This is a genomic window from Nonomuraea cavernae (assembly GCF_040655715.1).
In the GTDB taxonomy this organism is placed as follows: Bacteria; Actinomycetota; Actinomycetes; order Streptosporangiales; family Streptosporangiaceae; genus Nonomuraea; species Nonomuraea cavernae_A.
This window is the reverse complement of sequence record NZ_JBFAKL010000009.1, coordinates 31,253-53,321: the sequence shown is the minus strand read 5'-3', so window position 1 is coordinate 53,321 and position 22,069 is coordinate 31,253. Positions and strand designations below refer to the sequence as shown.

Sequence of the window (22,069 nt, the reverse complement as noted above, 5' to 3'; positions counted from 1 at the left end):
AGCCGATGACGGCCAAGGATGGGTGGAAAGGGCGATTCTTCGAGGACTTCGAGGTGGGTGACATCTACCGGCATCCGCTCGGCCGCACCGTCACGGAGACCGACAACACCTGGTTCACGCTGCTCACGATGAACACGAACCAGATGCACTTCAACAGCGAGTACGCCGCGCGCTCCGAGTTCGGCAAGCCGCTGGTCGTCTCCACGCTGACCGTGGCCATCGCGGTGGGCCAGAGCGTCACCGACACCACCCAGAACGCGTTCGCCAACCTGGGCTGGGACGACATCAAGATGACGCACCCGGTCTTCGCCGGCGACACCCTCTACAGCGAGTCGCTGGTCCTGGAGAAGCGCGAGTCCAAGAGCCGCCCGCACGCCGGCATCGTCTCCATCCGCACCCGGACCCTCAACCAGGACGGCGACGAGGTGTGCTCCTTCAAGCGCACCTTCTACGTCTACAAGCGCGGCGCCGAGCAGTTGGAGAACCTCTTCCCCACGGCCAAGAAGCCCTTCACGGCCGAGGACGACGCGTGAGGATCACCTACGCGCCGTGGGGTGAGACCCTGGCCGAGCTCATGGACGTGGCCCGCCGCGCGGAGGCCGCCGGCGCCGAGGTCATCTGGGTCCCCGAGCTGCACCGCAGCGCCACCGTGGCCGCGGCCGCGCTGGCCACGGTCACCAGCCAGGCCCGGATCGGCACCGCCATCGCGCTCGCGTTCACCCGCAGCCCCATGATCACCGCGCTGGAGGCGCTGGACGTCGACGAGCTGTCCGGCGGGCGCTTCGTGCTCGGCCTCGGCACCGGCGTGCAGCGGCTGAACGAGGACTGGCACAACGCCCGCTTCGGCAAGCCGGTCGGCCACATGCGCGAGACGGTGCGCAACATCCGCCACTTCTGGGAGAAGTGCACCACCGGCCAGCAGATCGACCTGCCCGGCGAGTACGAGCCGATGCGCATCCGCGGCTACGAGCGGCCCTTCGGCGTCCAGCGCACGGACATCCCGATCTACCTGGCCGCGATGGGACCGGCGATGACCCGGCTGTCCGGGGCCATCGGCGACGGCTGGATCAGCCACGAGCTCTGCTCGCCGCGCTACCTGAGCGAGCGGATCCTGCCCGAGCTGGAGACCGGGATCGCGAGTGTGCCCGGCAAGAAGCGGGAGGACGTCGACGTCGTCGTCTCCGCCTGCTGCTCCGTCTCGAAGGACCGGCGCACGGCCGTGCGCCGCGTCACGGGCCTGGTCGGGTTCTACGCGAGCGTCCGCACCTACGCCGACTTCTTCGCCTTCCACGGCCTGGCCGACCAGCAGCAGGCCGTCATCGACGCGTTCCGCCAGGGCAAGGGCGCCGAATACCTCGCCGACTCCGTGTCCATCGAGATGGTCGACGCGCTCACCATGGCGGGCGACCGCGACCAGGTGGCCGAGCGCATCGCCGCGTACGAGGGCAAGGCCGACTCGGTCAAGCTGAGCCCGCCCACCCACGGGCTCACCACCTCCGAGACGCGCGCGGCACAGGACGAGCTCCTGTCCCTCATGGCAGACCTCACAGGGAGCGGATCATGAAACCACTGGAAGACGTTCGGATCATCGCCGTCGAGCAGTACGGTGCCGGGCCGTTCGGCAGCGTCCACCTCGCGGACCTGGGCGCCGAGGTCATCAAGATCGAGGACCCGCGGGCGGGCGGCGACGTCGGCCGCTACGTCCCGCCGTACGGCGAGGAGGAGGACTCCCTCTTCTTCGAGACCTTCAACCGCAACAAGCGCAGCCTGTCGCTCGACCTGTCGACGCCGGCCGGCCGCAAGGTCTTCGAGGACCTGGTGAAGGTCTCCGACGTGGTCTACTCCAACCTGCGCGGCGACGTTCCCAAGAAGATCGGCATCACCTACGACGACCTCAAGCACCTCAACCCGGCCATCGTCTGCTGCTCGCTCACCGGGTTCGGGATGACCGGCCCGAGGAGCAAGGAGCCGGGCTACGACTACATCCTGCAGGGCCTGGCCGGCTGGATGGACCTGACCGGCGAGCCCGACGGGCCGCCCACCAAGTCGGGCCTGTCGCTGGTCGACTACTCGGGCGGGTTCGTCGCCGCCATCGCGCTGCTGGCCGGGCTGCACGCGGCCCGCCGCGACGGCGTCGGCATGGACTGCGACGTCAGCCTGTACGACACGGCCATCGGCCTGCTGACCTACCCGGCGACCTGGCACCTGAACGCCGGGTTCACCCCGGTCCGCACCCGGCACTCGGCGCACCCCTCGCTGGTGCCGTTCCAGGTGTTCCAGGCCGGCGACGGCTGGCTGGTGGTCGGCTGCGCGAAGGAGAAGTTCTGGGCGCGGCTCGCCAAGGTCGTGGGCCACCCCGAGTGGGCCGAGCCCGGCTCCCGGTTCGGCTCGTTCACCGACCGGCAGCGCAACAGCGCCGAGCTGCTCCCGCTGCTGGAGGAGATCTTCAAGCAGCGCACCGTGGCCGAATGGCTGGAGGTGCTCTACGCGGCCGCCATCCCCTGCGGTCCGATCAACGACGTGGCCCAGGCCATGGAGGAGGAGCACACCAAGGCGCGCGGCCTGCGGGTGACGACCGAGCACCCGCGCTTCGGCACGGTCGAGCAGATCGCCTCCCCCGTACGGGTCGGCGACCAGCCGCCGTCCTACCGCCGGGCGCCGCTCCGCAACGAGGACTTCGAGCTGGTGGTGCGCGACATCGCCGGCTACGACGAGGCGACGATCCGCGAGCTGGCCGCGCAGGGCGCCTTCGGCGCCCCCGGCACGGTGACCGGCGTCGAGTCGGAGGCGTCCGCGCGATGATCGCACGGGAGCTGGCGGTGTGGGGGCTCGGCGTCACCGAGATCCCCGAGCCGGTGCGCCGGGCCGCCGTCCGGCACCTGCTCGACGGGTTCGGCACCGCGCTCGGCGCCTGCCGCACCGGGGCCGCGTCGCCCGCGATCGAGGTGGCGCGCGGTCTCGGCGGGCCGCCCGAGGCGGCGGTGCTGGGCTCTGGCGAGCTGCTCTCGGCGCCCGCCGCCGCCCTGGCCAACGGCACGCTCGTGCACGCCCTCGACTTCGACGACACGCACGCGGGCGGGCTCGTGCACGCGACCGCCGTCGTGCTGCCGGCCGCGTTCGCGGTGGGCCAGCAGGTCGGCGCGACGGGCCGCGAGGTGCTGACCGCCGCCGTGGTCGGCTACGAGACCGTCTGCCGGGTGGCCGCCGCCGCCCCGCACGGCTTCCACGCCCGCGGCCTGCACGCCACCATGGTCGCCGGCGTCTTCTCCTCGGCCCTGGTCACCGCGCGGCTGCTCGGCCTCGACGCCGAACGGGCGGTCGCCGCGCTGGGCATCGCGGGCAGCCAGGCGGGCGGCCTGCTGGCCTTCCTCGGCACCGGGGCGTCGACCAAGCAGCTGCATCCGGGGTTCGCCTCGCAGTCGGGCATCATCGCGGCCCGCCTGGCCGCGGCCGGCGCGACCGGGCCCGAGACGGTCTTCGACGGCCCGCACGGCGTGTTCGACACGCTCTCGGCGGTCCCCGCCGACCTGCCGTCGATCGTGGCCGGCCTCGGCGAGAGCTGGGAGACCACCCGGATCGGGATCAAGCCGTACGCCGCCTGCCAGCTCTCGCACGCGACCGTGGGCGCGACGCTGGAGGCGATGGCGCGCGAGCCGTTCGGCCCCGGCGACGTCGCCGAGATCCGCGCCCAGGTCCACCCCGACTCGGCCTCGGTGGTCTGCGACACCTCCCGCGACCTCACCCGCCCGGCCAGCCCGTACGCCGCCAAGTTCTCGCTCCCGTGGACCGTGGCGGCGCTGGTGACCGACGGCGGGCTGAGCCTCGGCACGTTCGAGACCGGCTCCATCGCCCGGCCCGAGGTGAGCGAGCTGGCCGCCCGGGTCCGCTGGGACGTGACGGACGTCCCCGGCGTGGTCGCCGCCGACGCCCCGGGCCGCGTCACCATCACGCTCAAGGACGGCCGCGAGCTGACCGGAGCCGTCCGGCGCAGCGAGGGCGGCGGCGACAACCCGCTCAGCCGCGCCTCCCTGATCGCCAAGTTCGAGGGCAACGCGGGCGGCCCGGCGGCCGACCTGGTCGAGGCGATCGAGTCGCTCGACGAGCAGCCGGACGCCACCGCGGTCATGCGGGCCGCGGAGCGGTTCATCCACAGCAGGCAGGAGATTCCATGACGTTGCGAGCGATCAAACCCGCCGAGTTCCCCTGGTTCCCGTACGAGGGGTTCACCTTCTGCCTCGGCCTGACCGAGGACGGCGTCGCCTGGTCCTCCGGCCACACGGCCGCCGCGCACGACAAGGCAGTCGGCAAGATGACCGTCTCGGGCACCATGCAGGAGCAGGCGCGCATCGCCTACCGCAAGGTGCTGACCATCATCGAGGCCGCCGGGCTCGGCCCGGACGACGTCGTACACGTGACGGAGAACGTCACGGTCGCCGGGCTGGCCGACTACGCGGCGGCCGCGGCCGTGCGCGAGGAGGTCTTCGGCGCGCACCGGCCGACGGTCACCACGGTGGTCGTCGAACGCCTGGTCCGCTCGGCCGCCCTGCTGGAGGTCGAGCTGCACGCCGTGCCCGGCGGCGGCACGGAGCTGCTGGCGGCCAGCGAGCCGCGCGCGGCCGGCACGTGGGTGTCGTCGCCGGTGCGCGAGGGCCACGACGGCACGGTCCACCTGCCGACCATGGTGCCGATCGACGAGTCGGGCGACGTGGTGAGCCCCGGCGACTTCGCCGGCCAGTACGCCTACTGCCTGGACCGGGCCGACGCGCTGCTGCGCGAGGCCGGCCTGTCGCTGGACAACGCGGTCACCACCTACGACTACTCGACCCCGGCGACGCGCGAGGTCTACCGCAAGAGTCACCGGGTGCGCAAGGAGCGCCTCGGCGGCGCGGGCGTCTACCCGGGCGCCGGCGGCATCCTGATGAGCCGCCTGCACCACCCGGAGGCGCTGGTCGCGATCGACGTGACGGCGTCGCGGCACCCGCTGGAGCTGGTGAACCCGGGCTGGTCCCGCTACGACACCCTCACCTACGCACCCGGCGTCCGGGCCGGCCGGACCCTGTTCATGTCGGGGTTCGCGGCGCTCGACATGGAGACCCAGCAGGCGCTGCACCCGGGCGACCTGCGGGCCCAGGCCGAGGAGACCTACGGCGCGATCCTGCACCTGCTCACCCACGCCGGTCTCGGACCGGCCGACCTGCTGTCGACGATCGAGTTCTGCGTCGAGTCGGCGCTGCCCGACTACCGCGTGGTGGCTCCGGTGCGCGAGCGGCTGCTGTCGCCGCCGTGGCCGGCCTCGACCGGGGCGATCTGCAAGGAGCTGCTGCGGCCGGAGTTCCTCCTTGAGGTGTTCCCGACCGCGCTCTACCCGGAGGACGCGTCATGACGCTGCTCACCGAGGACATCCGGGCGCTCGTCGGCCGCAGGAAGGTCTACACCGCGCCCGAGGAGTTCGGCGCCGCCGCGGGCCGCTACTTCGGCCTCGCGATCGGCGACCTCAACCCGCTCTACTCCGACCCGGAGTACGCCCGCGCGCAGGGCCTGGCCGGTGTGACCGCGCCGCCGACCCTGATCTGCGAGACCAACCAGTACGCCAACCTGCCGTTGACGCCCGACGGCGACGCGGGGCACAACTGGGGCATCGAGATCGCGGGCACCCGCAAGGTGCGCGGCGGCAACTCCTACACCTTCCACCGCCGGATCCGTCCCGAGGACGTCATCACGGCTACCTGGGAGATCGCGGACGCGACCGAGAAGACCACCCGGTCCGGCTCGGAGATGCTGATCATCACCTCGCGGGCGACGTACACCGACCAGCACGACGAGGTGCTCGCGGAGAACGAGGAGACCATCATTTTCGTTTCGCTGGAACCAGGGGCGTCGGGAGCCGGGGCATGACGTACGAAGCCGGACAGGAGCTCCCTCCGCTCGAACGCCGGATCGGGCTGGCCGACATGATCGCCTACGCCGGGGCCACCTGGGACTGGTACCGCCTGCACTACGACCCCGAGTTCGTCGCCCGGCAGAAGCTGCCGGCGCCGGTCGTCGACGGGCAGGTGTTCGGCGCGCTGCTGGTCGAGCAGATCCAGGACTGGCTCGGACCGCGCTGTTTCGTGCACAAGCTGGACTTCTCCTTCAAGGCGCTGGTGTTCGCCGAGGAGATCGTCCGCTGCGAGGGCACGGTGACCGAGGTCGGCGACGGCTACCTGGTGCTGGAGCAGCGGGTGGTCGTGGTCGGCCCCGACGGCGGCGTGGACCGGGTCGCCGCCGGCCCCGCGCACGCCAGGGTGCTGCTCGGCACCCCGGACGGGCCGGGCGCGACTCCGGGCACGACCTCAGGCACCGCCTCGGGCAGGGCCTCGGGTGCGGCCTCGGGTGAGGCGGGGGCGCGATGAGCACGGGTGTCGCCATCGCCGGCGCCGCCGAGTGCGACCTCGGCGTCACCGGCAAGTCGATCCTCGGGCTGCAGGCGCAGGCGGTCAGCCGGGCGCTCGCCGACGCGGGGCTGAGCCTGCGCGACGTCGACGGCCTCGCCACGACCGGGGTCTCCCGGTTCTCGGCGACCCAGCTGGCCGACTACTTCGGGTTGCGGCCGCGCTGGACCGACTCGACGTTCGCGGGCGGCTCGGCGTTCGAGATGTTCGTGGCCAGAGCCACCCAGGCGATCCAGGCCGGCCAGGCCGAGACGGTCGTCATCAGCTTCGCCTCCAACCAGCGCTCGGCCCGTTCCCGCTCGCTCGGCGGCGTGGTCGAGGAGCACACGCCGGAGGCGCAGTTCGAGACCCCGTACGGCCCGCTCTACCCGCTCTCCTACTACGCGATGGCCGCGCAGCGCTACCTGCACGACTTCGGCGGCACGCACGAGGAGCTGGCCGAGGTCGCGGTCGCGGCGCGCGAGTGGGCGCTGCTGAACCCGGCCGCCTTCCGCTACGACACGCGCCCGCTGACCGCGGCGGAAGTGGTCGGCGCGAAGCCGATCTCCAGCCCGCTGACCGCGCTGGACTGCTGCCTGGTCACCGACGGCGGCGGCGCGATCGTGCTGACCACCCTGGAACGGGCCCGCGACCTGCGGAAGAAGCCGGTCGAGATCCTCGGCTACGGCGAGCGGACCACCAACACCTCCATGACCGCCGTACCGGACCTGACCGTGACCGGCGCCGTCGGCTCCGGCGCGGACGCGTTCGCCCGGGCGGGGGTGACCCCGGCCGACATCGACGTGGTCCAGGTGTACGACTCGTTCACGATCACGGTGGCGCTGACGCTGGAGGCGCTGGGCTTCTGCGGCCGGGGCGAGGCGCTCGGCTGGATCGCGGGCGGCCGGATCCGTCCCGGCGGCGACTTCCCGCTCAACACCTCGGGCGGCGGCCTGTCCTACTGCCACCCGGGCCAGTTCGGCATCCTGCTGCTGACCGAGGCGGTGGCGCAACTACGCGGCGAGGCGGGAGCCCGCCAGGTTCCGGGCGCGCGGCTCGCGCTCGCCCACGGCACGGGAGGCATCCTGTCCACGCACGCCACGGTGGTGCTGGGGGTGGAGGCATGAACCCGCCCGAGGTCCCGGCGCCCGACGAGATCACCGCGCCCTGGTGGGAGGCCACCGGGGAGCATCGGCTGCTGGTGCAGACCTGCGTCCGCTGCTCCGGAGCGCAGCATCCGCCGCGGGCGCTGTGCGTCCACTGCGGCCACGACGCCCTGGGCTGGTCCGAGTCGGCCGGGCTGGGCGTCGTCGACTCCTTCACGGTCGTGCACCGCGCGCCGCGTCCGGAACTCGAGGTCCCGTACGTCATCGCCCGCGTCCGCCTGGCGGAGGACGTCATCCTCCTCACCCGGCTCGAAGGCCGCGACCCCGGCGCGTGGACCATCGGTGACCCGGTCCGGGCCACCTGGGTCGGCCTCGACGACGGCCGCGCCCTGCCGGTGTTCGTCCCCGCCGGCCCTTCACCCACGACGGAGCCCGAGCCGGCTCCGGAGCAGAGAGGCAGCTAAGTGGATTTCCAGTTCAACGAGGACCAGCGTGAGTTCCGCGCGCTGCTGCGCGAGTTCGTCGACCGCGAGATCGTCCCGGTGGCCCGCGACTGGGAGCACTCCGGCCGCTACCCGACCGAGATCGTCGACGGCATGCGCGAGATGGGCCTGTTCGGGATCACCATCCCGGAGGAGTACGGCGGCCTCGACCTCGACCCGGTCTCGTTCGCACTGGTCTTCGAGGAGATCGCGCGCGGCTGGATGGGCATCGCCGGCATCCTGGGCAGCCACTCGCTGGCCTGCCGGATGATCGCGATGCGCGGCACCGAGGAGCAGAAGCGTAAATACCTGCCCGACCTCGCCGCCGGCGTGCGCCGCACCGGCATCGGCCTGACCGAGCCCGACGCGGGCACCGACCTGCAGGGCATCCGTACGACGGCGCGGCTCGACGGCGACCACTACGTGGTCAACGGCACGAAGACGTGGATCACCAACGCCCGCTACGCCGACCCGCTGCCGGTCCTGGTCAAGACCGACCCGACCACCACCCCGGCGCACAAGGGCATGAGCATCCTGCTGGTGGAGTCGTCCCTGGACGGCTACGAGGTCACCAAGGACCTGCCGAAGCTCGGCTACAAGGGCACCGAGTCGTGCGAGATCGTGCTCGACAACGTCCGCGTGCCCAAGGAGAACCTGCTCGGCGGCGTCGAGGGCAAGGGGCTGCAGCACGCGCTCTCGGCGCTGGAGTGGGGCCGGGTGAACATCGCCGCCCGCTCGGTCGGCATCGCCCAGCGCGCCCACGACGAGGCGTTCGCCTACGCCAAGCAGCGCAAGGCGTTCAAGCAGCCCATCTCCGACTTCCAGGCGATCCAGCTCAAGCTGGGCAACCTGTCGACACAGATCCAGGCGGCCCGGCTGATGGCGTACTGGGCGGCCGACGCGGTCCGGGCGGGCCGGGCCGACGGCGCGACGGGCATGGCGAAGATCTTCTGCTCGGAGGTCGCGCTGGAGGCGTCGATCGACGCCATGAAGATCCACGGCGGTTACGGCTACTCCACCGAGTACGAGGTCGAGCGGCTCTACCGGGACGCGATCCTGATGAGCATCGGCGAGGGCACCAACGACATCCTGCGCACCGTGGTGGCGAAGTCGGTGCTCAGCGGCGAGACGGTGGTGCGGTGAGCCGCGCCGGAGCGCTGCCGCGCAGCTACCTGTTCGTCCCCGGCGACGCCCCGGACAAGCTGGCCAAGGCGCTGGGTCGCGGCGCCGACGCGCTGATCGTCGACCTGGAGGACGCCGTCCCGCCGGAGGGCAAGGAGGCGGCCCGGCGCGCCGTCGTCGCCTGGCTGCGCTCGGGCCTGGAGACGGGCGGCGCCCAGCTCTGGGTCCGGGTCAACAGCGGCCACCTGCGGGTGCCGGACGTGCGCGAGCTGGCCGGCATCCCCGCGCTGACCGGGCTGGTGCTGGCCAAGGCGGAGGACGCGGCCGAGGTGACGACCGTCGCCGAGCTGCTCACCGCCTCGGGCGACGACGACACCCTGCTGATGCCGCTGCTGGAGACCGCGGGGTCGATCCTGGACGCCCGGGAGATCGCCCGCGCTCCCCGGGTGCATCGGCTGCAGATCGGCGAGGTGGACCTCACGGCCGACACCGGGCTGCTGCCCGGCCCGGACGAGGCGGAGCTGGCCTGGCCGCGGAGCATGGTCGTGCTGGCCAGCGCGGCGGCCGGGATCGACCCGCCGGTCGGGCCGGTCTCGCGGCTCACCAGCGATCCGGAGGCTCTGACGCTGTCCACCGAGCGGGTGCGCAGACAGGGCTTCATCGGGCGGGCGTGCATCCATCCCGCGCAGCTGCCGATCGTGCACCAGGTCTTCACGCCGTCCGCCGCGGAGATCGCCGAGGCCCGGGAGGTGCTGGCCGCGTTCGACCGGGCCTCGGCCGCCGGCTCGGGCGTGGTCCTCGACTCCCAGGGCCGCATGCTGGACGCCGCGGTGATCCGGCTGGCCCGCAGGACGCTCGGCACCCCCGGCCAGTCCATCTCGGCGAAATAGATCTGACATATACGGGACACACCTCTGCCACCATCCAGCAACAGCAGTTTTAGGCTAGCTAAGCCGAAAGATCAGACGATAACCTGGCGGCGGTGGGTCAGGGCTCGTAGCCCAAGAGGAACAGGAGTGTCAGGCAGCAATGGCGGACATGAACATTGCCAGCGGGATCCGCGAGTTCGCGATCAGCACACCGGGTGCCACAGCGGTGGTCGACGGTGACAGGCGGCTGACCTTCGCCGAGCTCGACGATCGCAGCAACCGGGTGGCCAACCTGCTGGTGGACGCCGGGCTCAAGCCGGGCGACCGCGTCGCCGTGCTGTGCGGCAACCGGATGGAGTACGTCGAGATCGCCGCGGCCGCCGGCAAGGCGGGCATCGCCATGGTGCCGCTCAACCCGCGCGGCACCGCGCAGGAGCACGCCTCCCTGATCTCCCGGTCCGGCGCGCAGGGCCTGATCGCCGACGACGCGTACGAGGCCAACGTGCCCGAGATGGCCGAGATCCTGCCGCTCGCCCTGTCCCTCGGCAAGCAGGACTGGGGGCGCCCGTACGAGCAGGCCCTGGCGGGCGCCCGAGCGGTCGACCCGATGGTCCGGGTCAGCGAGACCTCCCCGTTCTGCGTGCAGTACACCTCCGGCACGACCGGCCTGCCCAAGGGCGCGCTGCTCACCCACCGCTCCCGGGTCCTCACCATGTTCGGCTGCGCCGTCGACTTCGGCCTCGGGCCGGGCAAGCGCACCGCGGCTGTCGCGCCGATGGCGCTCGGCGCCGGGTTCGCCTTCGCCTACGCGGGCCCGTTCATGGGCGGCCAGACGTCCATGCTGCGCCGCTGGGACCCCGAGCAACTGCTGGCCATGATCGAGCGCGACCGGCTGCAGACCATCTTCCTGGTGCCGACCCACGCGATGACGCTGCGCCAGGTGATGGAGGGGTCGTCCCGGACGTACGACCTGTCCAGCCTGGAGACCCTCTACTTCAACGCCGCCGCCCTGCCGGTGCCGCTGAAGGAGTGGGTCGTCGAGACGTTCCCGCACGTCGGCGTGCACGAGCTCTACGGCTCGACCGAGGCCGGCATCGTGTCCAACCTGCGGCCCGCCGACGCGCTGCGCAAGGCCGGGACCGTGGGGCACCCCTGGTTCATGACCGAGGTCAAGCTGCTCGACGAGGACGGCCGGGAGGTGCCGCCCGGCGAGCCGGGCGAGCTGTTCGGCCGCTCGCCGTACAACATGATCGGCTACCTCGACGACCCCGAGGCCACCGCCGAGGCGATCCGCCCCGACGGCTTCCTCACCTCGGGTGACGTGGCCGTGCGCGACGAGGAGGGGTTCATCCGCCTGGTCGACCGCAAGAAGGACCTGATCATCTCCGGGGCGGCCAACATCTACCCCCGCGAGGTCGAGAACGTGCTCCAGACCTGCGAGGAGGTCGCCGAGGCCGCCGTGATCGGGCTGCCCGACGAGACCTGGGGCGAGCGCGTGGCGGCGTTCGTCGTGCCCCGGGAGGGCCACGACGTCGACTTCGACGCCCTCGACGCGACCGTGCGCGAGCACCTGGCCGCCTACAAGGCGCCGAAAGAGTGGCGGACCATCGACGAACTGCCCAGGAACGCCAACGGCAAGATTCTCAAGCGGGTTCTGCGCGACACGTACAAGAGCTGACACCCACCCCCAAGCCGCGAGGAACCCATGACGACCGACCTGACCGGCTCGCTGCGGCCGGTACTGCCCGTGGCGTTCGCGAAGGGCGCCCGGTTGCGCACCCCGGGACGCACCCTGAGCGACGGCGACTTCTCCGCGATCATCAACGCGACCTGGGAGAACGGCCCGCTCCACACCGACGACCGATACATGGCCGGCACCTCCTTCGGCCGCCGGATCCTCGGCGGGCCGTGCCTGGTCGCGATCACCGCCGGGCTCACCTCCACCACGATGTACGCGAGCTGGGCCGCCGCCGGGGTCGACTGCCACGCGGCGCTCGGCATCGACGAGGTCCGCTACCTGGCCCCGGTCTACGTGGGCGACACGATCACCGTGGAGATCGAGGTGACCCGGTTCGAGCCGACGCCCGGCGGCTCCGCCCTGTTCGGCGAGGTCCAGGACGTGCTGCGCAACCAGGACGGCACCGCGGTGCTCCGGATGCGCCGCGGCTACCTGCTCAAGCCCATCGAAGAGCCCATCGAAGAGCCCAGCGAGAGGCCGGCGGAGAAGCCGGCGGAGGAGCCCGCGTGAGCGTGCCCGTCGAGGAGCTGCCCTTCGCCACGCTCCGGGTCAGCCGCGAGGACCGGGTCCTGCTCGTGGTGATGGACCGGCCCGAGGTGCTCAACGCCTACGACGGGCGGATGGTGGCGGAGCTGCGCACGGTCTGGCGGGCCTTCCGCGACGACGACGGCCTGCGGGTCGCCGTGCTGACGGGCGCCGGCGACCGCGGCTTCTCCACCGGGCTCGACGTCGACGACACCCTCGCGACCGGCGTGGCCAGCCCCTCCCTCGACGAGGACGGCCGGGTCTCGATCACCCACCGCGACCTCAGGGTGAACAAACCCGTCGTCGTCGCCGTCAACGGTTTCTGCTGCGCCGGCGGCTGGCACTTCGTCAACGACGCGGACATCGTGCTCTGCTCCGACAACGCCACCTTCTTCGACACGCACATCGACGTCGGGCTGGCCAACCCGGTCGAGGCGGTCGGGCTGCTCAGCCGCCTGCCGCTGACCGAGGTGCTGCGCATGGTCGTGAGCGGGCGCTCCTACCGGCTGGGCGCCGAGCGGGCCCGCGAGCTGGGCCTGGTCACCGAGGTGCTGCCACGGGCGGAGCTGACCGCCCGCGCCATGGAGATCGCCCAGACCGTGGCCCGCCACCCCTCCGGCCTGCTGGCGAGCAGCCTGGAGACCATCTGGACGGCGGTCGACGACCAGCGCGCCCGCGCCGAGGCGCTCGGCCTGGCCCTGCTCGCCCGCGGCTCCACCGACGCCGCCGGGCGCGGATCGCTGCTCGCCTTCCGCGAGCCAGGTCCCGGCCTGTCGTCCCCGTCCTGAGAGAGGCACGCCATGGACATCGGAATCTTCGGCCACGTCGAGAGCATCGACCAGATCACCGCCGACCTGCGCTCGGCCGCGGACGACGGCATCGCGAGCTACTGGCTCACCCAGGCGTTCGGCACCGACACGCTCAACGTGATCGGCGCGGTCGCCCGCGACCTGCCCGGCCTGCGCGTCGGCACGGCGGTGGTGCCGGTCTACCCCCGCCACCCGATGGCGCTCGCCCAGCAGGCGCTGACCACCAACCTGCTCGTCGGCGGGCGGCTGACCCTGGGCATCGGGCCGTCGCACCCGAACGTGGTGGAGCCGTGCTGGGGCATGTCGTACGAACGTCCCGCCCGCTACATGCGCGAGTACCTGCAGGCGCTGACCGGCGCGCTGACCCAGAAGGTGCGGTTCAGGGGCGAGGTGCTGACGGCACGCGGCGACCTGGACATCCCCGGCGCCCCGATCCCCCGGGTGCTGGTGGCCGCGCTCGGCCCCAAGATGCTGGAGATCACCGGCACGCTGGCCGACGGCACCGTGACCTGGATGGTCGGCCCGCGCACCCTCAAGGAGCTGACCATCCCGGCCATCCGGGAGGCCGCGGCGGCGGCCGGCCGGCCCGAGCCCGAGATCGTGGTCCCACTGCCGGTCTGCGTCACCCGCGACCCCGCCACCGCCCGCGCGCTCGCGGAGGAGAACCTCCGCTGGTACGGCGGGCTGCCGTCCTACCGGGCCATGCTCGACCGCGAAGGCTACGAGACGCCCGGCCAGATGGCCGTCATCGGCGACGCCGACAGCGTGGCCGCCGAGATCGAGAGCCTGGCCGGGCTCGGGGTGACCACGTTCGCCGCGAACATCTTCGGCGACGAGGACGAGAAGGCGGCGACGCGCGAGCTGGTCGCCCGCCTGGCCGCCGCCCGCCGGTAGCCCGCGCACGCGGAACGGGCCGTCCTGGAGGGGGCGGCCCGTTCACGTCCGCCGGCAGCCCGCGCACGCGGAACCGGCCCTCTCGGAGGTGCGGCCCGTTCGCCGATCGCACTCAGCCTTCGGCGGGCTCCGGGGGGGTCCAGGCGCGCAGGACCTCGTCCACCGTGTTGACCCAGCCGAAGGTGAAGCCGATGGTGGTGAGCGCGTGCTCGTGCCGGGCCGGGTCGAACTCGGCGGTCGCGTCGCGGATCACGTGCGCGAAGTAGTCGCGCTGGCCGGCGTCCCTGGCGGTGGTCTCGACGCAGATGTTCGTGGTCACGCCGGCGATGACCAGCGACCGGATGCCGAGCGAGGTGAGGATCGGCTCCAGGCGGGTGCCGTAGAACGAGCTCGGCCGCGCCTTGTCGATGACGATGTCGCCGGGTGCCGGGGCCAGCTCGTCGATGATCTCCGCGTCCCAGGATCCGGCGGCCAGCGAGTTGACCTCCTTCATCGCGGGCACGAGGACCGTGGGGAGCAGTCCGGCGTCGGTGTAGTCGGGGTGGTAGACGTAGCGGGTGTAGATGACCGGCACGCCGGCCTCGCGGGCGGCCTCGATCAGCGTCTTGCAGCCCGCCACCGACGGGCGTAGTTCCTGGTACGGCATGCCGATCGCGGCCATCGAGCCCTTGGCCTCGATGAAGCCGTTCTGCATGTCGATGACCAGCAGTGCCGTGTTCTCGCGGGTGATGTCCACCGGGTCTCCTGTCAGGGTCAGTAACTTCTCGGCAGGCCCATGGACTCGCCGAGAATGTTGCGGATCATCTCGTTGCTCACCGGGCTGAACAGCTGCAGCCGCGCGTCCCGGAAGTACATCTGCATCGCCGACTCCTCGGCCAGGCCGGACGCCGCCATCGCGCGCATGCCGCGATCGACGATCCGCGCGGTCGACTCGGCGGCGACGAGCTTGGCCATGGCCGACATCGCCAGTGACGGCTCGCCGGCCTCGATGGACCGGACCGCCGTGTTGACCAGCGCCCGCGAAGCCGTGAGGTCGGCGATGGAGTCGGCGGCGGCGTGCTGCAGCGCCTGGAACCCGCCGATCGGCCGCCCGAACGCCTCCCGCTCCTTCAGGTGCGACACGTGCAGGTCGAGCGCCGCCCGCCCGATGCCCAGGCTCAGCCCGGCGGCGAGCACGCGTTCCACGTCCAGCGTCTTGCCCAGGATCGACATCGCCCGCCCGCGGACACCGACGAGGTTGTCCAGCGGGGCCACCGCGTCGTCGAGGAAGATCTCGCAGGTCCCGGCGGCCCGCATGCCGGCCAGGTGGACCCGGCGGACGGTGACCCCTTCCTGGTCGAGCGGGACCGCGATCACACTGAGGCCGCGCGACTTCCGGTCTCCCTCGGGCGGGTCCGTACGGCACAGCACGAAGGCGACCTCGGCCTCGTGGGCGAGCGAGATCCACAGCTTCTGCCCCTTGATGACCCACCGGTCGCCGTCCACCCGGGCCGAGGTGCGCAAACTCAGCAGGTCGGTACCGACGTCGGGCTCGCTCAGCCCGAACGCGCAGACCTTCGCACCGGAGGCGATCTCGGGCATCCAGCCGGCCACCGGCGAGCCGGCCCCGTCGCCCAGCATCCGCATCGCCATGCCGCAAACCACGTAGTCGACGGCCAGGCTGGGCAGCACCCGGGCGATCTCCTCCACGACGGCGACGGCGTCGCCGACGGTGCCTCCCGAGCCGCCCGAGGTCTCGTCGCCGCCGAGGCCGAGCAGCCCCGCCTGGCCGAGCGCCTCCCAGGCCGCCGAGGCGAACGCCCCCTCACGATCCACCGCGAGCGCCCGGTCGGCGGGCAGGTGCCTGCCGAGCAGGGATTCCACCAGCTCGCGCAGGTCTCCCCGTTCGGGCGACTCCTGGAATGGCCTCGTGTTGAGCACGTCCCCTCCTCGTCAGCAAAAATCTGATGTATGCGCTCCAGAATGTCAAGGGATGCCACCTCATGGATAGACCACTGATGAGGTGGTTTCAGCCAGAGCTTCCCGCCCATTGACAGGTACGCCTCGACCGAGGATATCGTTACGTCTGACATATGCGGGCGAAGAGAGGGGCACCAGATGGCGGGCGAGGTGACGATCGTCGACGGCCCGGCTCTTCCCTGGGTGAACGGCCGGGCGGTCTACGACTCGATGGAGCCGGCCTTCCGGGACAATCTCGGAGACCCGGACCGGGTCCTGGACCTGTTCTCCCGCTACTGGATGCGGTCGCTCTGGCTCGATCCGGCGACCTCCCGCCGCATCGACCACGTGCGCACGGAGCCGGGCTATCGCGACCTGTGCGAGGCGTACCACGACAGCGTGGAGGAGGCCCTATTCCTCGGCGGCGACGCCACGCTCAGCGCCGAGGGCGACTTCCAGGCGGGCGACTACTTCTGGCGCCCGCCCGGCTGGGTGCACGCCGCCGCGTCCGACCAGGGCTTCGAGTGCGTCCTGATGATGGAGGGCGAGGCGCCCGCCGAAGACAGCGGCCGGGTCTCCCGGGTGATCCGCCCCGACGAGGATGCGGGCCACAACCCGCTCGCCGGCGCCGCCGACCCGATCGGGCCGCGCGGCTACGTCCGCCGGAGGGAGAGCCGCTTCATGGTGTGGCGCGACCACGACGACTCGGTGACCCGGCTGACCACCCCGGACGGCCCGGCCCTTACCTCCAAGACGCTGAGCGACAACGCCGCCACCGGCAGCGCCTCCGTGCTCGTCCAGGTGCCTCCCACGTGGACCGGCACGGTCGCCGCCACCGACCGCGAGCGCTTCCTCATCCTCACGGAGGGCTCGCTCACCGCCGGCGACGCGACGCTGGAGCCGTGCTCCCTCGTCCACATCCCGGCCGGCGCGCCGGGCCCCTCGATCGGCAGCGCCGGCGGCGCCACCCTCCTCGTCAAGGTGGGATCACCTCGATGAGGACGACCGGCGGCTACGCCGACACCGAGTGGGGCCAGGTCCACTACCGGCGCAACGGCGACTCCGGCCCGTGGATCGGCCTGTTCCACGAGTCCCCGCTGTCCTCCCGCGTCTACGAGGCCGTACTGCCGCTGCTCGGACGGCACGCGCGCGCCGTCGCCTTCGACACGCCCGGCTACGGCGCGTCCGACCCGCCGCCGAGCCGTCAGACCGAGATCCCCGACTACGCCCGCGTGCTGGCCCAGGCCGCCGCGCACCTCGGGATGGAACGCCCCGTGCTCGGCGGCGTGCACACCGGCGCGTCCCTGGCGATCGAGACGGCGGCGGCCCTGCCCGGCGGCGTCTCCGGCCTGGTGCTGAGCGGCGTCGCGCTGCTCGACGACGCGGAACGCGCCTCCTACCTGTCCCAGTGGACCCCCGAGGTGCCCTTCGACGATCACGGGGCGCAGTTCGGCTGGGGCGTCGAGCGCTACCGCCGCATCTGGGGCGCGGACGTGCCGCCGGAGATGCTGCACCTGGCCGTGGTCGAGCTGATGCGCACCCATGACCGCTACGACTGGGCCTACCAGGCGGCCTTCCGGCACGACCCGGCCGCCTCGCTCGCGGCCGAGCCGGCGCCGGTGCTGCTGCTCGACGCGGAGTTCGACCTGCTCGCCGACAAGGACCCGCTCGCGCTGGAGCTGGCGCGCGACGCCCGGCTCGTCACCCTGCCGGGCCTGCCCGGCCAGCCCCACCTGCGCGTCCCCGACAGGTACGCGGCCGAGATCCTGGCGTTCGCCCGCGACATCACGCCCGAGGAAAGGAACCGCGTCCTATGACCACCGTCGAGACGCACGTGACCGGCACGGTCATGACGATCACTCTCAACGGCCCGGACCGGCTGAACAGCCTGTCCCCCGAGGTCATCGACGGCCTGAACACCGCCCTCGACGCCGCCGAGCGGGACGCCTCGCTCCGGTCCATCGTGATCACCGGCGTCGGCAAGGCCTTCTGCGTCGGGATGGACATCGGCTTCCTCGGCGAGTGCTTCGAGGATCCGGCCGGGGTGTTCGTGCCGTTCATCCGCCGCTTCCACGAGTTCCTCGACCGGCTCGAGGCGTTCCCGCTGCCCTCGGTCGCGGCCGTCAACGGACTGGCCCGCGCGGGTGGCTTCGAGCTGCTGCTGGCCTGCGACTTCGTGGTGGCCGCCGACGAGGCGCGGGTCGGCGACACGCACAGCGACTTCGGCATCATCCCCGGCGCCGGCGCCTCCCAGCGCGCCCCGCGCAAGCTGGGCGACCAGCGGGCCCGCGCGCTGCTGCTCACCGGCCGCTGGCTGACCGGCCCGGAGCTGGTCGGCTGGGGGCTCGCCCTCGCCAGCGCCCCGCTGGCCGACCTGGACGACGAGGTGGCCCGCCTCACGGACTCGCTGGCCGGCCGTTCCCGTACGGTCACCGCGACCATCAAGCAACTCCTGAACGCGGCCCCCGACCTGCCGCTGGCCGAGGGCCTTCGCCTGGAGCGCGAGCTGTTCACCCGTTTCCACGAGGAGGTGGCCGACGCCGACGAGGGCTACCGGGCCTACGTGGAGAAGCGCAAGCCCGTCTGGGGCGACGCCCGATGAGCGAGACGTTCAGCACGCCGTCCGTCGAGGTGACCCAGCCTCTCATCGACGGGCTCGTCGGCCTCGGCGGCTACACCCACCCCCTGTTCAACCCGGCCGCCAACGAGCTGTCGCAGGGTGTCCGCGCCCCGATGCCCGGCCAGGGCGTGCTGCTGCTGGCGGGTGGCCTGGTCGAGCAGTCGGGCCTGCTGGACGACGCGATCGCGCTGGTCGAGCTGCGCGAGGTGCGCTTCCTGAAGATGCTCAAGGCGGGCACAACTCTCCGCATCGACCTGACGCCGGGCACGTCCAGCCGGACCAGCAGTGGGAAGATCCTCCGGCATTACCGGTGGTCGGCGGTCGACGGCCACGGCGACCAGATCCTCGAGGCCACCGCCGTCATGCTCCTGCGTCCCCCATCGCCACCGGCGCCGATGGACCGTCCGTGATCAGGATGGCAGGCGCCCCTTGATGGAGGCCAGCGCACGCACGGCGGCTTGCTGGTAAAGCTCGTCGCGCCAGGCGTCGCGTTCTGTTACGCGGGCCCGGCCGTGCGCGATGGTCTCCAGCGCCGGCACGGCCTCCGCCGGGCCGATCATGCCCAGCGCCTCCACCGCGAGCAGTTCGGAGGCGGACCCCCAATATCCCTGATCGGGCAGCGGTCTGGCTGTGACGGCCTCCAGCAGCGGTGTGACCAACCCTTCGCCGGCACCGGTGATCGCCCACAGCGCTCGCGCGATCGCCACCCGGTCGTACAGATGGCCATGTTCAGCGTCATGGAAGTGCTCGCGCAGCACTGGGATGGCGATCGCGGCGGCGGGACCCAACTGTTCGAGCATCGGGGCGACGTCGCGCGCCGCATGGCCGCCGTAGCGTGCGAGGTGGTCGGCCAGCAGCGCCGGGGCATGCCCCGGCTCACCAGTGATCCGCCACAGTGCCCAGGCCGCCTCGGCCCCGTGATGCTCATCGTCGAGCAGGGCACGCACCTGCGTCTCGGCATCGGCGGCGGCCACCGGACCGATAGCCCCGAACAGCGGCAGTGCGAACGAAAGGTACATCGGTGACAAGCGGGCGACGATCGCCGGAACCAACGGCGCCGCCACCGCTCCCCATGAGACCAGCGCGTCGATGCAGTCAGCGCTCTTCATGCCGCCGTACCGTTCCGAAGGGTCGAGAAAGGCTCGCAGGGCGGGCATCAGAGCGTCCGCGTGCGTCACCATGGGCGGGATCATTTCTCGGACATTGAGATGCTTCACGTGACCGTACTCGTCAAGGAGGGCGGCGGCGAGCCAGGGGACGCAACGGCCGTCCCCGAGCCGGGCCAGCCCTTCCACCGCGGGAGCGGCCGCGTCCGGCCACGGCTCGGCGGGGTCTCCGGTCAACATCTCCCACAGCAGGTCGGCGTACGCCGCGGCGGCCTGCCCAGACTCGGCGATCAGCCTGGCCGCGCACACCAGCGGGTCCTGCCACCCGAGCCTGCGCCGTTTTGACGGTGACCGGTTCCGCTGTGGGGTCGGCCAGCGCGAGCCCTGCCGCAGCCGTGGCGCGCAGGTCGCGGTGCGCAGCGGTGGAATCGAGCAAGCCCGTGAACCACTCCGCGTGATCGGTTGCCGCCAGCCATGCCACGGCCAGCACACAGCCCACCGCTCCGGCATCGCTCGCCCGCCTCACCTCCTTCTCCGCCCGCGTGCGCAACGCGGGAAGACTCTCGGGCGCAGCCTCAGGCAGGCAGGCCAGCAGGCGTGCCACCTCCGCCACCACCTTCGGGGATACATCGTCCAGCAACCGCACGATCGCCTCGATGCGGTCGACCATGGCCACCCGTGCCAGCGCCGCGTGATCGGGTTCGGGCCCGAGAGCTGGATCACGGAACACGTCACGATGTGGCTGCGCCACCGCGATGTCGACCATCAGGTCCACGACCAGCCCTCGATGGGGCTGCCGGGCGATCCCGGTCACCTCTACCAGGTACGGCACCAGATACGGGGCCGCGCCGAACACCTCCCGGGCATCGAACGCACGGAACAGCCCATCCCGCAGCCGCCACACCGGCGACTTCACGCGTGTGCCCGCCGGCGCAGCCGCGATCTTCCGCAGCAGGCCGGACACCGAATCCGGCTCGCCGGACCAGTGCCCGAGCCGCGCCCACGGGACCTCGTCGACACCCTCTAACACCGCATCGCCTCTCCGGCATAGAAATCGCGACACTCCTCCACGACAACCAGCGACAAGCATCACAGATCAACGTGGTCATGGCCGCCGGCTCCTCAAGCTGGGGGCGTCTCATGCTCGGCCTGCCCCGTGGCGAGCACCGGGCATCCTTGAGCACCACGAACCACGACAGGGTCGAAAGAATCGCGGAAATCGCGTAATCCAGGCGAGCGGATGGACTCCTTCTCATTGACTGAAGGGAGCTCAGATTGAGCAAGATGAGATCCATCCTCATGCTGCCGCTGCTGTTGTCGCTGGTAGGGGCGGTCCTGGCAGTGCCGTTGCCCGCGTCGGCAGCGGCCCCGGCGGCCACGTCGAGGTTCGCCTGCGACGACGTGGACACGAAGGACAAGGGCTGGGTGCTGCCGATCCGTTCATTCTCTACGGCCCTTACACCGGCTCAGCCGATCAGCGCATCACTCTCGTGGACGGCTGATGCGCGAGGGGGTGGCGCGCACGTGGTCCGGCCGGTCCAAGGTCCCGTCATCGTGGATCAAAGCTTCTAACCCTCCCAACCCCTTCTGTCTGATTTGGGGTATTCCACGACGTGGAAACCCTTCGGGCGCGTCCGGTACGGGCGCGACCGTCGACACAGGAGGAAATAATGCGAAATCAGGGGCAGATGAGTCCCGAGATGCAGCGATGCATCGACGCCTGCATGGAAAGTCACCGGTCCTGCGAGCAGACCATGAGCTACTGCCTGCAGCAGGGCGGCAAGCACGTCGACATGGCGATGATGGGCGCGCTCATGGACTGTTCGGACATCACGCGGATCTGTGCGGACATGATGATGCGCCAGTCACCGATGGCGATGGAGATGGCTCGGATGTGCGCCCAGGTGGCCACCAGGTGCGCCGAGGAGTGCATGACCATGAGCAGCGACGCGACGATGAAGCGCTGCGCCGAGAAGTGCAAGGCCTGCGCCGACGCGTGCAAGGCCATGGCGGCCATGCCCGCCTGAGAACCTGCCCCATCCGGTCCCGCCCGCGCCTCTCCCGATCACCGCGAGAGGCGCGGGCGTCGGCCTGCGGTCGGCGCCGTCGCATCATCCTGCCGAGGAAGGGGACGCGGATGCCCGTGAACGACTCGCTCCGCGCTAGGTGGGTTCCGTCGGCGGTCGCGGACGGGGTGATGCCGCCGAGCAGGCCGGGGCTGAGGACCTGCTCCACCCGGCGCGGCGCGCGACAGGGTTCGACGGCGAGCACCTTGGGACGGAAGGTCATGGGCCTGCCGTTCTCCGGGTGCGTGCGCGGCGTCGGCACCCTCCCGCCGCCTTGGTCCGAGCCGAACGGGTTCCCGTTCTGGTAGTCCGCGAAGCACGGAACCTCAGGTCCATCGGCGGCCGAGCCAGGCCACGGTGGTCCGGCGGGAGTGCTCGCGGCGA

The 22,069-nt window shown here is 71.7% G+C and carries 24 protein-coding genes; 20 read left to right on the top strand and 4 right to left on the bottom strand.

The features are described 5' to 3' along the window. Nucleotides 1-5 precede the first annotated feature (5 nt). The 15 genes from AB0I38_RS15275 to AB0I38_RS15205 all read left to right on the top strand — a co-directional run bounded on the left by AB0I38_RS15275 (nt 6) and on the right by AB0I38_RS15205 (nt 13,955). On the top strand, nt 6-533 hold the full coding sequence (locus AB0I38_RS15275) for a MaoC family dehydratase (RefSeq protein WP_358467236.1): 528 nt from the start codon (nt 6-8) through the stop codon (nt 531-533). Further along, nucleotides 530-1,564, top strand: coding sequence for an LLM class flavin-dependent oxidoreductase (locus AB0I38_RS15270; protein ID WP_358467234.1), 1,035 nt, complete (start codon nt 530-532; stop codon nt 1,562-1,564). The genes AB0I38_RS15275 and AB0I38_RS15270 overlap by 4 nt, the downstream gene beginning before the upstream one ends. After that, complete coding sequence (locus tag AB0I38_RS15265; protein WP_358467232.1) at nt 1,561-2,802, top strand: CaiB/BaiF CoA transferase family protein; 1,242 nt, start codon at nt 1,561-1,563, stop codon at nt 2,800-2,802. Before AB0I38_RS15270 ends, AB0I38_RS15265 begins: the two co-directional genes overlap by 4 nt. Continuing rightward, nucleotides 2,799-4,172 (top strand): MmgE/PrpD family protein, encoded by a 1,374-nt coding sequence (locus AB0I38_RS15260; protein WP_358467230.1) that lies wholly within the window; start codon nt 2,799-2,801, stop codon nt 4,170-4,172. The genes AB0I38_RS15265 and AB0I38_RS15260 overlap by 4 nt, the downstream gene beginning before the upstream one ends. Beyond that, nucleotides 4,169-5,383 (top strand): Rid family hydrolase, encoded by a 1,215-nt coding sequence (locus tag AB0I38_RS15255; protein WP_358467228.1) that lies wholly within the window; start codon nt 4,169-4,171, stop codon nt 5,381-5,383. Before AB0I38_RS15260 ends, AB0I38_RS15255 begins: the two co-directional genes overlap by 4 nt. Further along, complete coding sequence (locus AB0I38_RS15250; protein WP_358467226.1) at nt 5,380-5,895, top strand: FAS1-like dehydratase domain-containing protein; 516 nt, start codon at nt 5,380-5,382, stop codon at nt 5,893-5,895. Before AB0I38_RS15255 ends, AB0I38_RS15250 begins: the two co-directional genes overlap by 4 nt. Beyond that, nucleotides 5,892-6,392, top strand: coding sequence for a MaoC/PaaZ C-terminal domain-containing protein (locus AB0I38_RS15245; RefSeq protein WP_358467224.1), 501 nt, complete (start codon nt 5,892-5,894; stop codon nt 6,390-6,392). Before AB0I38_RS15250 ends, AB0I38_RS15245 begins: the two co-directional genes overlap by 4 nt. Then, complete coding sequence (locus tag AB0I38_RS15240) at nt 6,389-7,537, top strand: acetyl-CoA acetyltransferase (RefSeq protein WP_358467222.1); 1,149 nt, start codon at nt 6,389-6,391, stop codon at nt 7,535-7,537. Before AB0I38_RS15245 ends, AB0I38_RS15240 begins: the two co-directional genes overlap by 4 nt. Further along, entirely contained in the window at nt 7,534-7,980 is a 447-nt protein-coding gene (locus AB0I38_RS15235) for a Zn-ribbon domain-containing OB-fold protein (RefSeq protein ID WP_358467220.1), read from the top strand. The genes AB0I38_RS15240 and AB0I38_RS15235 overlap by 4 nt, the downstream gene beginning before the upstream one ends. Continuing rightward, nucleotides 7,981-9,141, top strand: a complete 1,161-nt coding sequence (locus tag AB0I38_RS15230; protein ID WP_358467218.1) for an acyl-CoA dehydrogenase family protein — start codon at nt 7,981-7,983, stop codon at nt 9,139-9,141. Next, complete coding sequence (locus AB0I38_RS15225) at nt 9,138-10,010, top strand: HpcH/HpaI aldolase/citrate lyase family protein (RefSeq protein ID WP_358467216.1); 873 nt, start codon at nt 9,138-9,140, stop codon at nt 10,008-10,010. Before AB0I38_RS15230 ends, AB0I38_RS15225 begins: the two co-directional genes overlap by 4 nt. 148 nt (nt 10,011-10,158) lie before the next feature. Then, nucleotides 10,159-11,667, top strand: a complete 1,509-nt coding sequence (locus tag AB0I38_RS15220; protein ID WP_358467214.1) for a class I adenylate-forming enzyme family protein — start codon at nt 10,159-10,161, stop codon at nt 11,665-11,667. Between the two features lie 27 nt (nt 11,668-11,694). After that, complete coding sequence (locus AB0I38_RS15215) at nt 11,695-12,237, top strand: MaoC family dehydratase (protein WP_358467212.1); 543 nt, start codon at nt 11,695-11,697, stop codon at nt 12,235-12,237. Next, complete coding sequence (locus tag AB0I38_RS15210; RefSeq protein ID WP_358467210.1) at nt 12,234-13,040, top strand: enoyl-CoA hydratase/isomerase family protein; 807 nt, start codon at nt 12,234-12,236, stop codon at nt 13,038-13,040. The genes AB0I38_RS15215 and AB0I38_RS15210 overlap by 4 nt, the downstream gene beginning before the upstream one ends. Nucleotides 13,041-13,052: 12 nt before the next feature. Continuing rightward, complete coding sequence (locus AB0I38_RS15205; RefSeq protein ID WP_358467208.1) at nt 13,053-13,955, top strand: TIGR03564 family F420-dependent LLM class oxidoreductase; 903 nt, start codon at nt 13,053-13,055, stop codon at nt 13,953-13,955. 112 nt (nt 13,956-14,067) lie between these two features. Here the strand turns inward: AB0I38_RS15205 and AB0I38_RS15200 are convergent, their stop codons facing one another. After that, a complete protein-coding gene (locus AB0I38_RS15200; RefSeq protein WP_358467206.1) occupies nt 14,068-14,691 on the bottom strand; it encodes a cysteine hydrolase family protein in 624 nt (207 codons plus the stop codon). A 17-nt stretch (nt 14,692-14,708) separates the two neighbouring features. Next, nucleotides 14,709-15,875 (bottom strand): acyl-CoA dehydrogenase family protein, encoded by a 1,167-nt coding sequence (locus AB0I38_RS15195; protein ID WP_358467204.1) that lies wholly within the window; start codon nt 15,873-15,875, stop codon nt 14,709-14,711. A gap of 177 nt (nt 15,876-16,052) precedes the next feature. Between AB0I38_RS15195 and AB0I38_RS15190 the strand changes: the two genes are divergently transcribed. The 4 genes from AB0I38_RS15190 to AB0I38_RS15175 are packed head-to-tail and all read left to right on the top strand — an operon-like array spanning nt 16,053 to nt 18,923. Then, entirely contained in the window at nt 16,053-16,892 is an 840-nt protein-coding gene (locus AB0I38_RS15190; protein ID WP_358467202.1) for a hypothetical protein, read from the top strand. Next, nucleotides 16,889-17,710: an alpha/beta fold hydrolase gene (locus AB0I38_RS15185; RefSeq protein ID WP_358467200.1), complete on the top strand. Its 822-nt coding sequence runs from the start codon at nt 16,889-16,891 to the stop codon at nt 17,708-17,710. The genes AB0I38_RS15190 and AB0I38_RS15185 overlap by 4 nt, the downstream gene beginning before the upstream one ends. Then, a complete protein-coding gene (locus AB0I38_RS15180) occupies nt 17,707-18,495 on the top strand; it encodes an enoyl-CoA hydratase/isomerase family protein (RefSeq protein ID WP_358467198.1) in 789 nt (262 codons plus the stop codon). Before AB0I38_RS15185 ends, AB0I38_RS15180 begins: the two co-directional genes overlap by 4 nt. Continuing rightward, a complete protein-coding gene (locus AB0I38_RS15175; protein WP_358467196.1) occupies nt 18,492-18,923 on the top strand; it encodes a hypothetical protein in 432 nt (143 codons plus the stop codon). The genes AB0I38_RS15180 and AB0I38_RS15175 overlap by 4 nt, the downstream gene beginning before the upstream one ends. Here the strand turns inward: AB0I38_RS15175 and AB0I38_RS15170 are convergent, their stop codons facing one another. After that, nucleotides 18,924-19,694: a hypothetical protein gene (locus AB0I38_RS15170; RefSeq protein WP_358467194.1), complete on the bottom strand. Its 771-nt coding sequence runs from the start codon at nt 19,692-19,694 to the stop codon at nt 18,924-18,926. A gap of 49 nt (nt 19,695-19,743) precedes the next feature. Continuing rightward, nucleotides 19,744-20,583, bottom strand: coding sequence for a hypothetical protein (locus AB0I38_RS15165; protein ID WP_358467192.1), 840 nt, complete (start codon nt 20,581-20,583; stop codon nt 19,744-19,746). Between the two features lie 736 nt (nt 20,584-21,319). Between AB0I38_RS15165 and AB0I38_RS15160 the strand changes: the two genes are divergently transcribed. Then, complete coding sequence (locus AB0I38_RS15160; protein WP_358467190.1) at nt 21,320-21,646, top strand: four-helix bundle copper-binding protein; 327 nt, start codon at nt 21,320-21,322, stop codon at nt 21,644-21,646. Nucleotides 21,647-22,069: the final 423 nt, after the last annotated feature.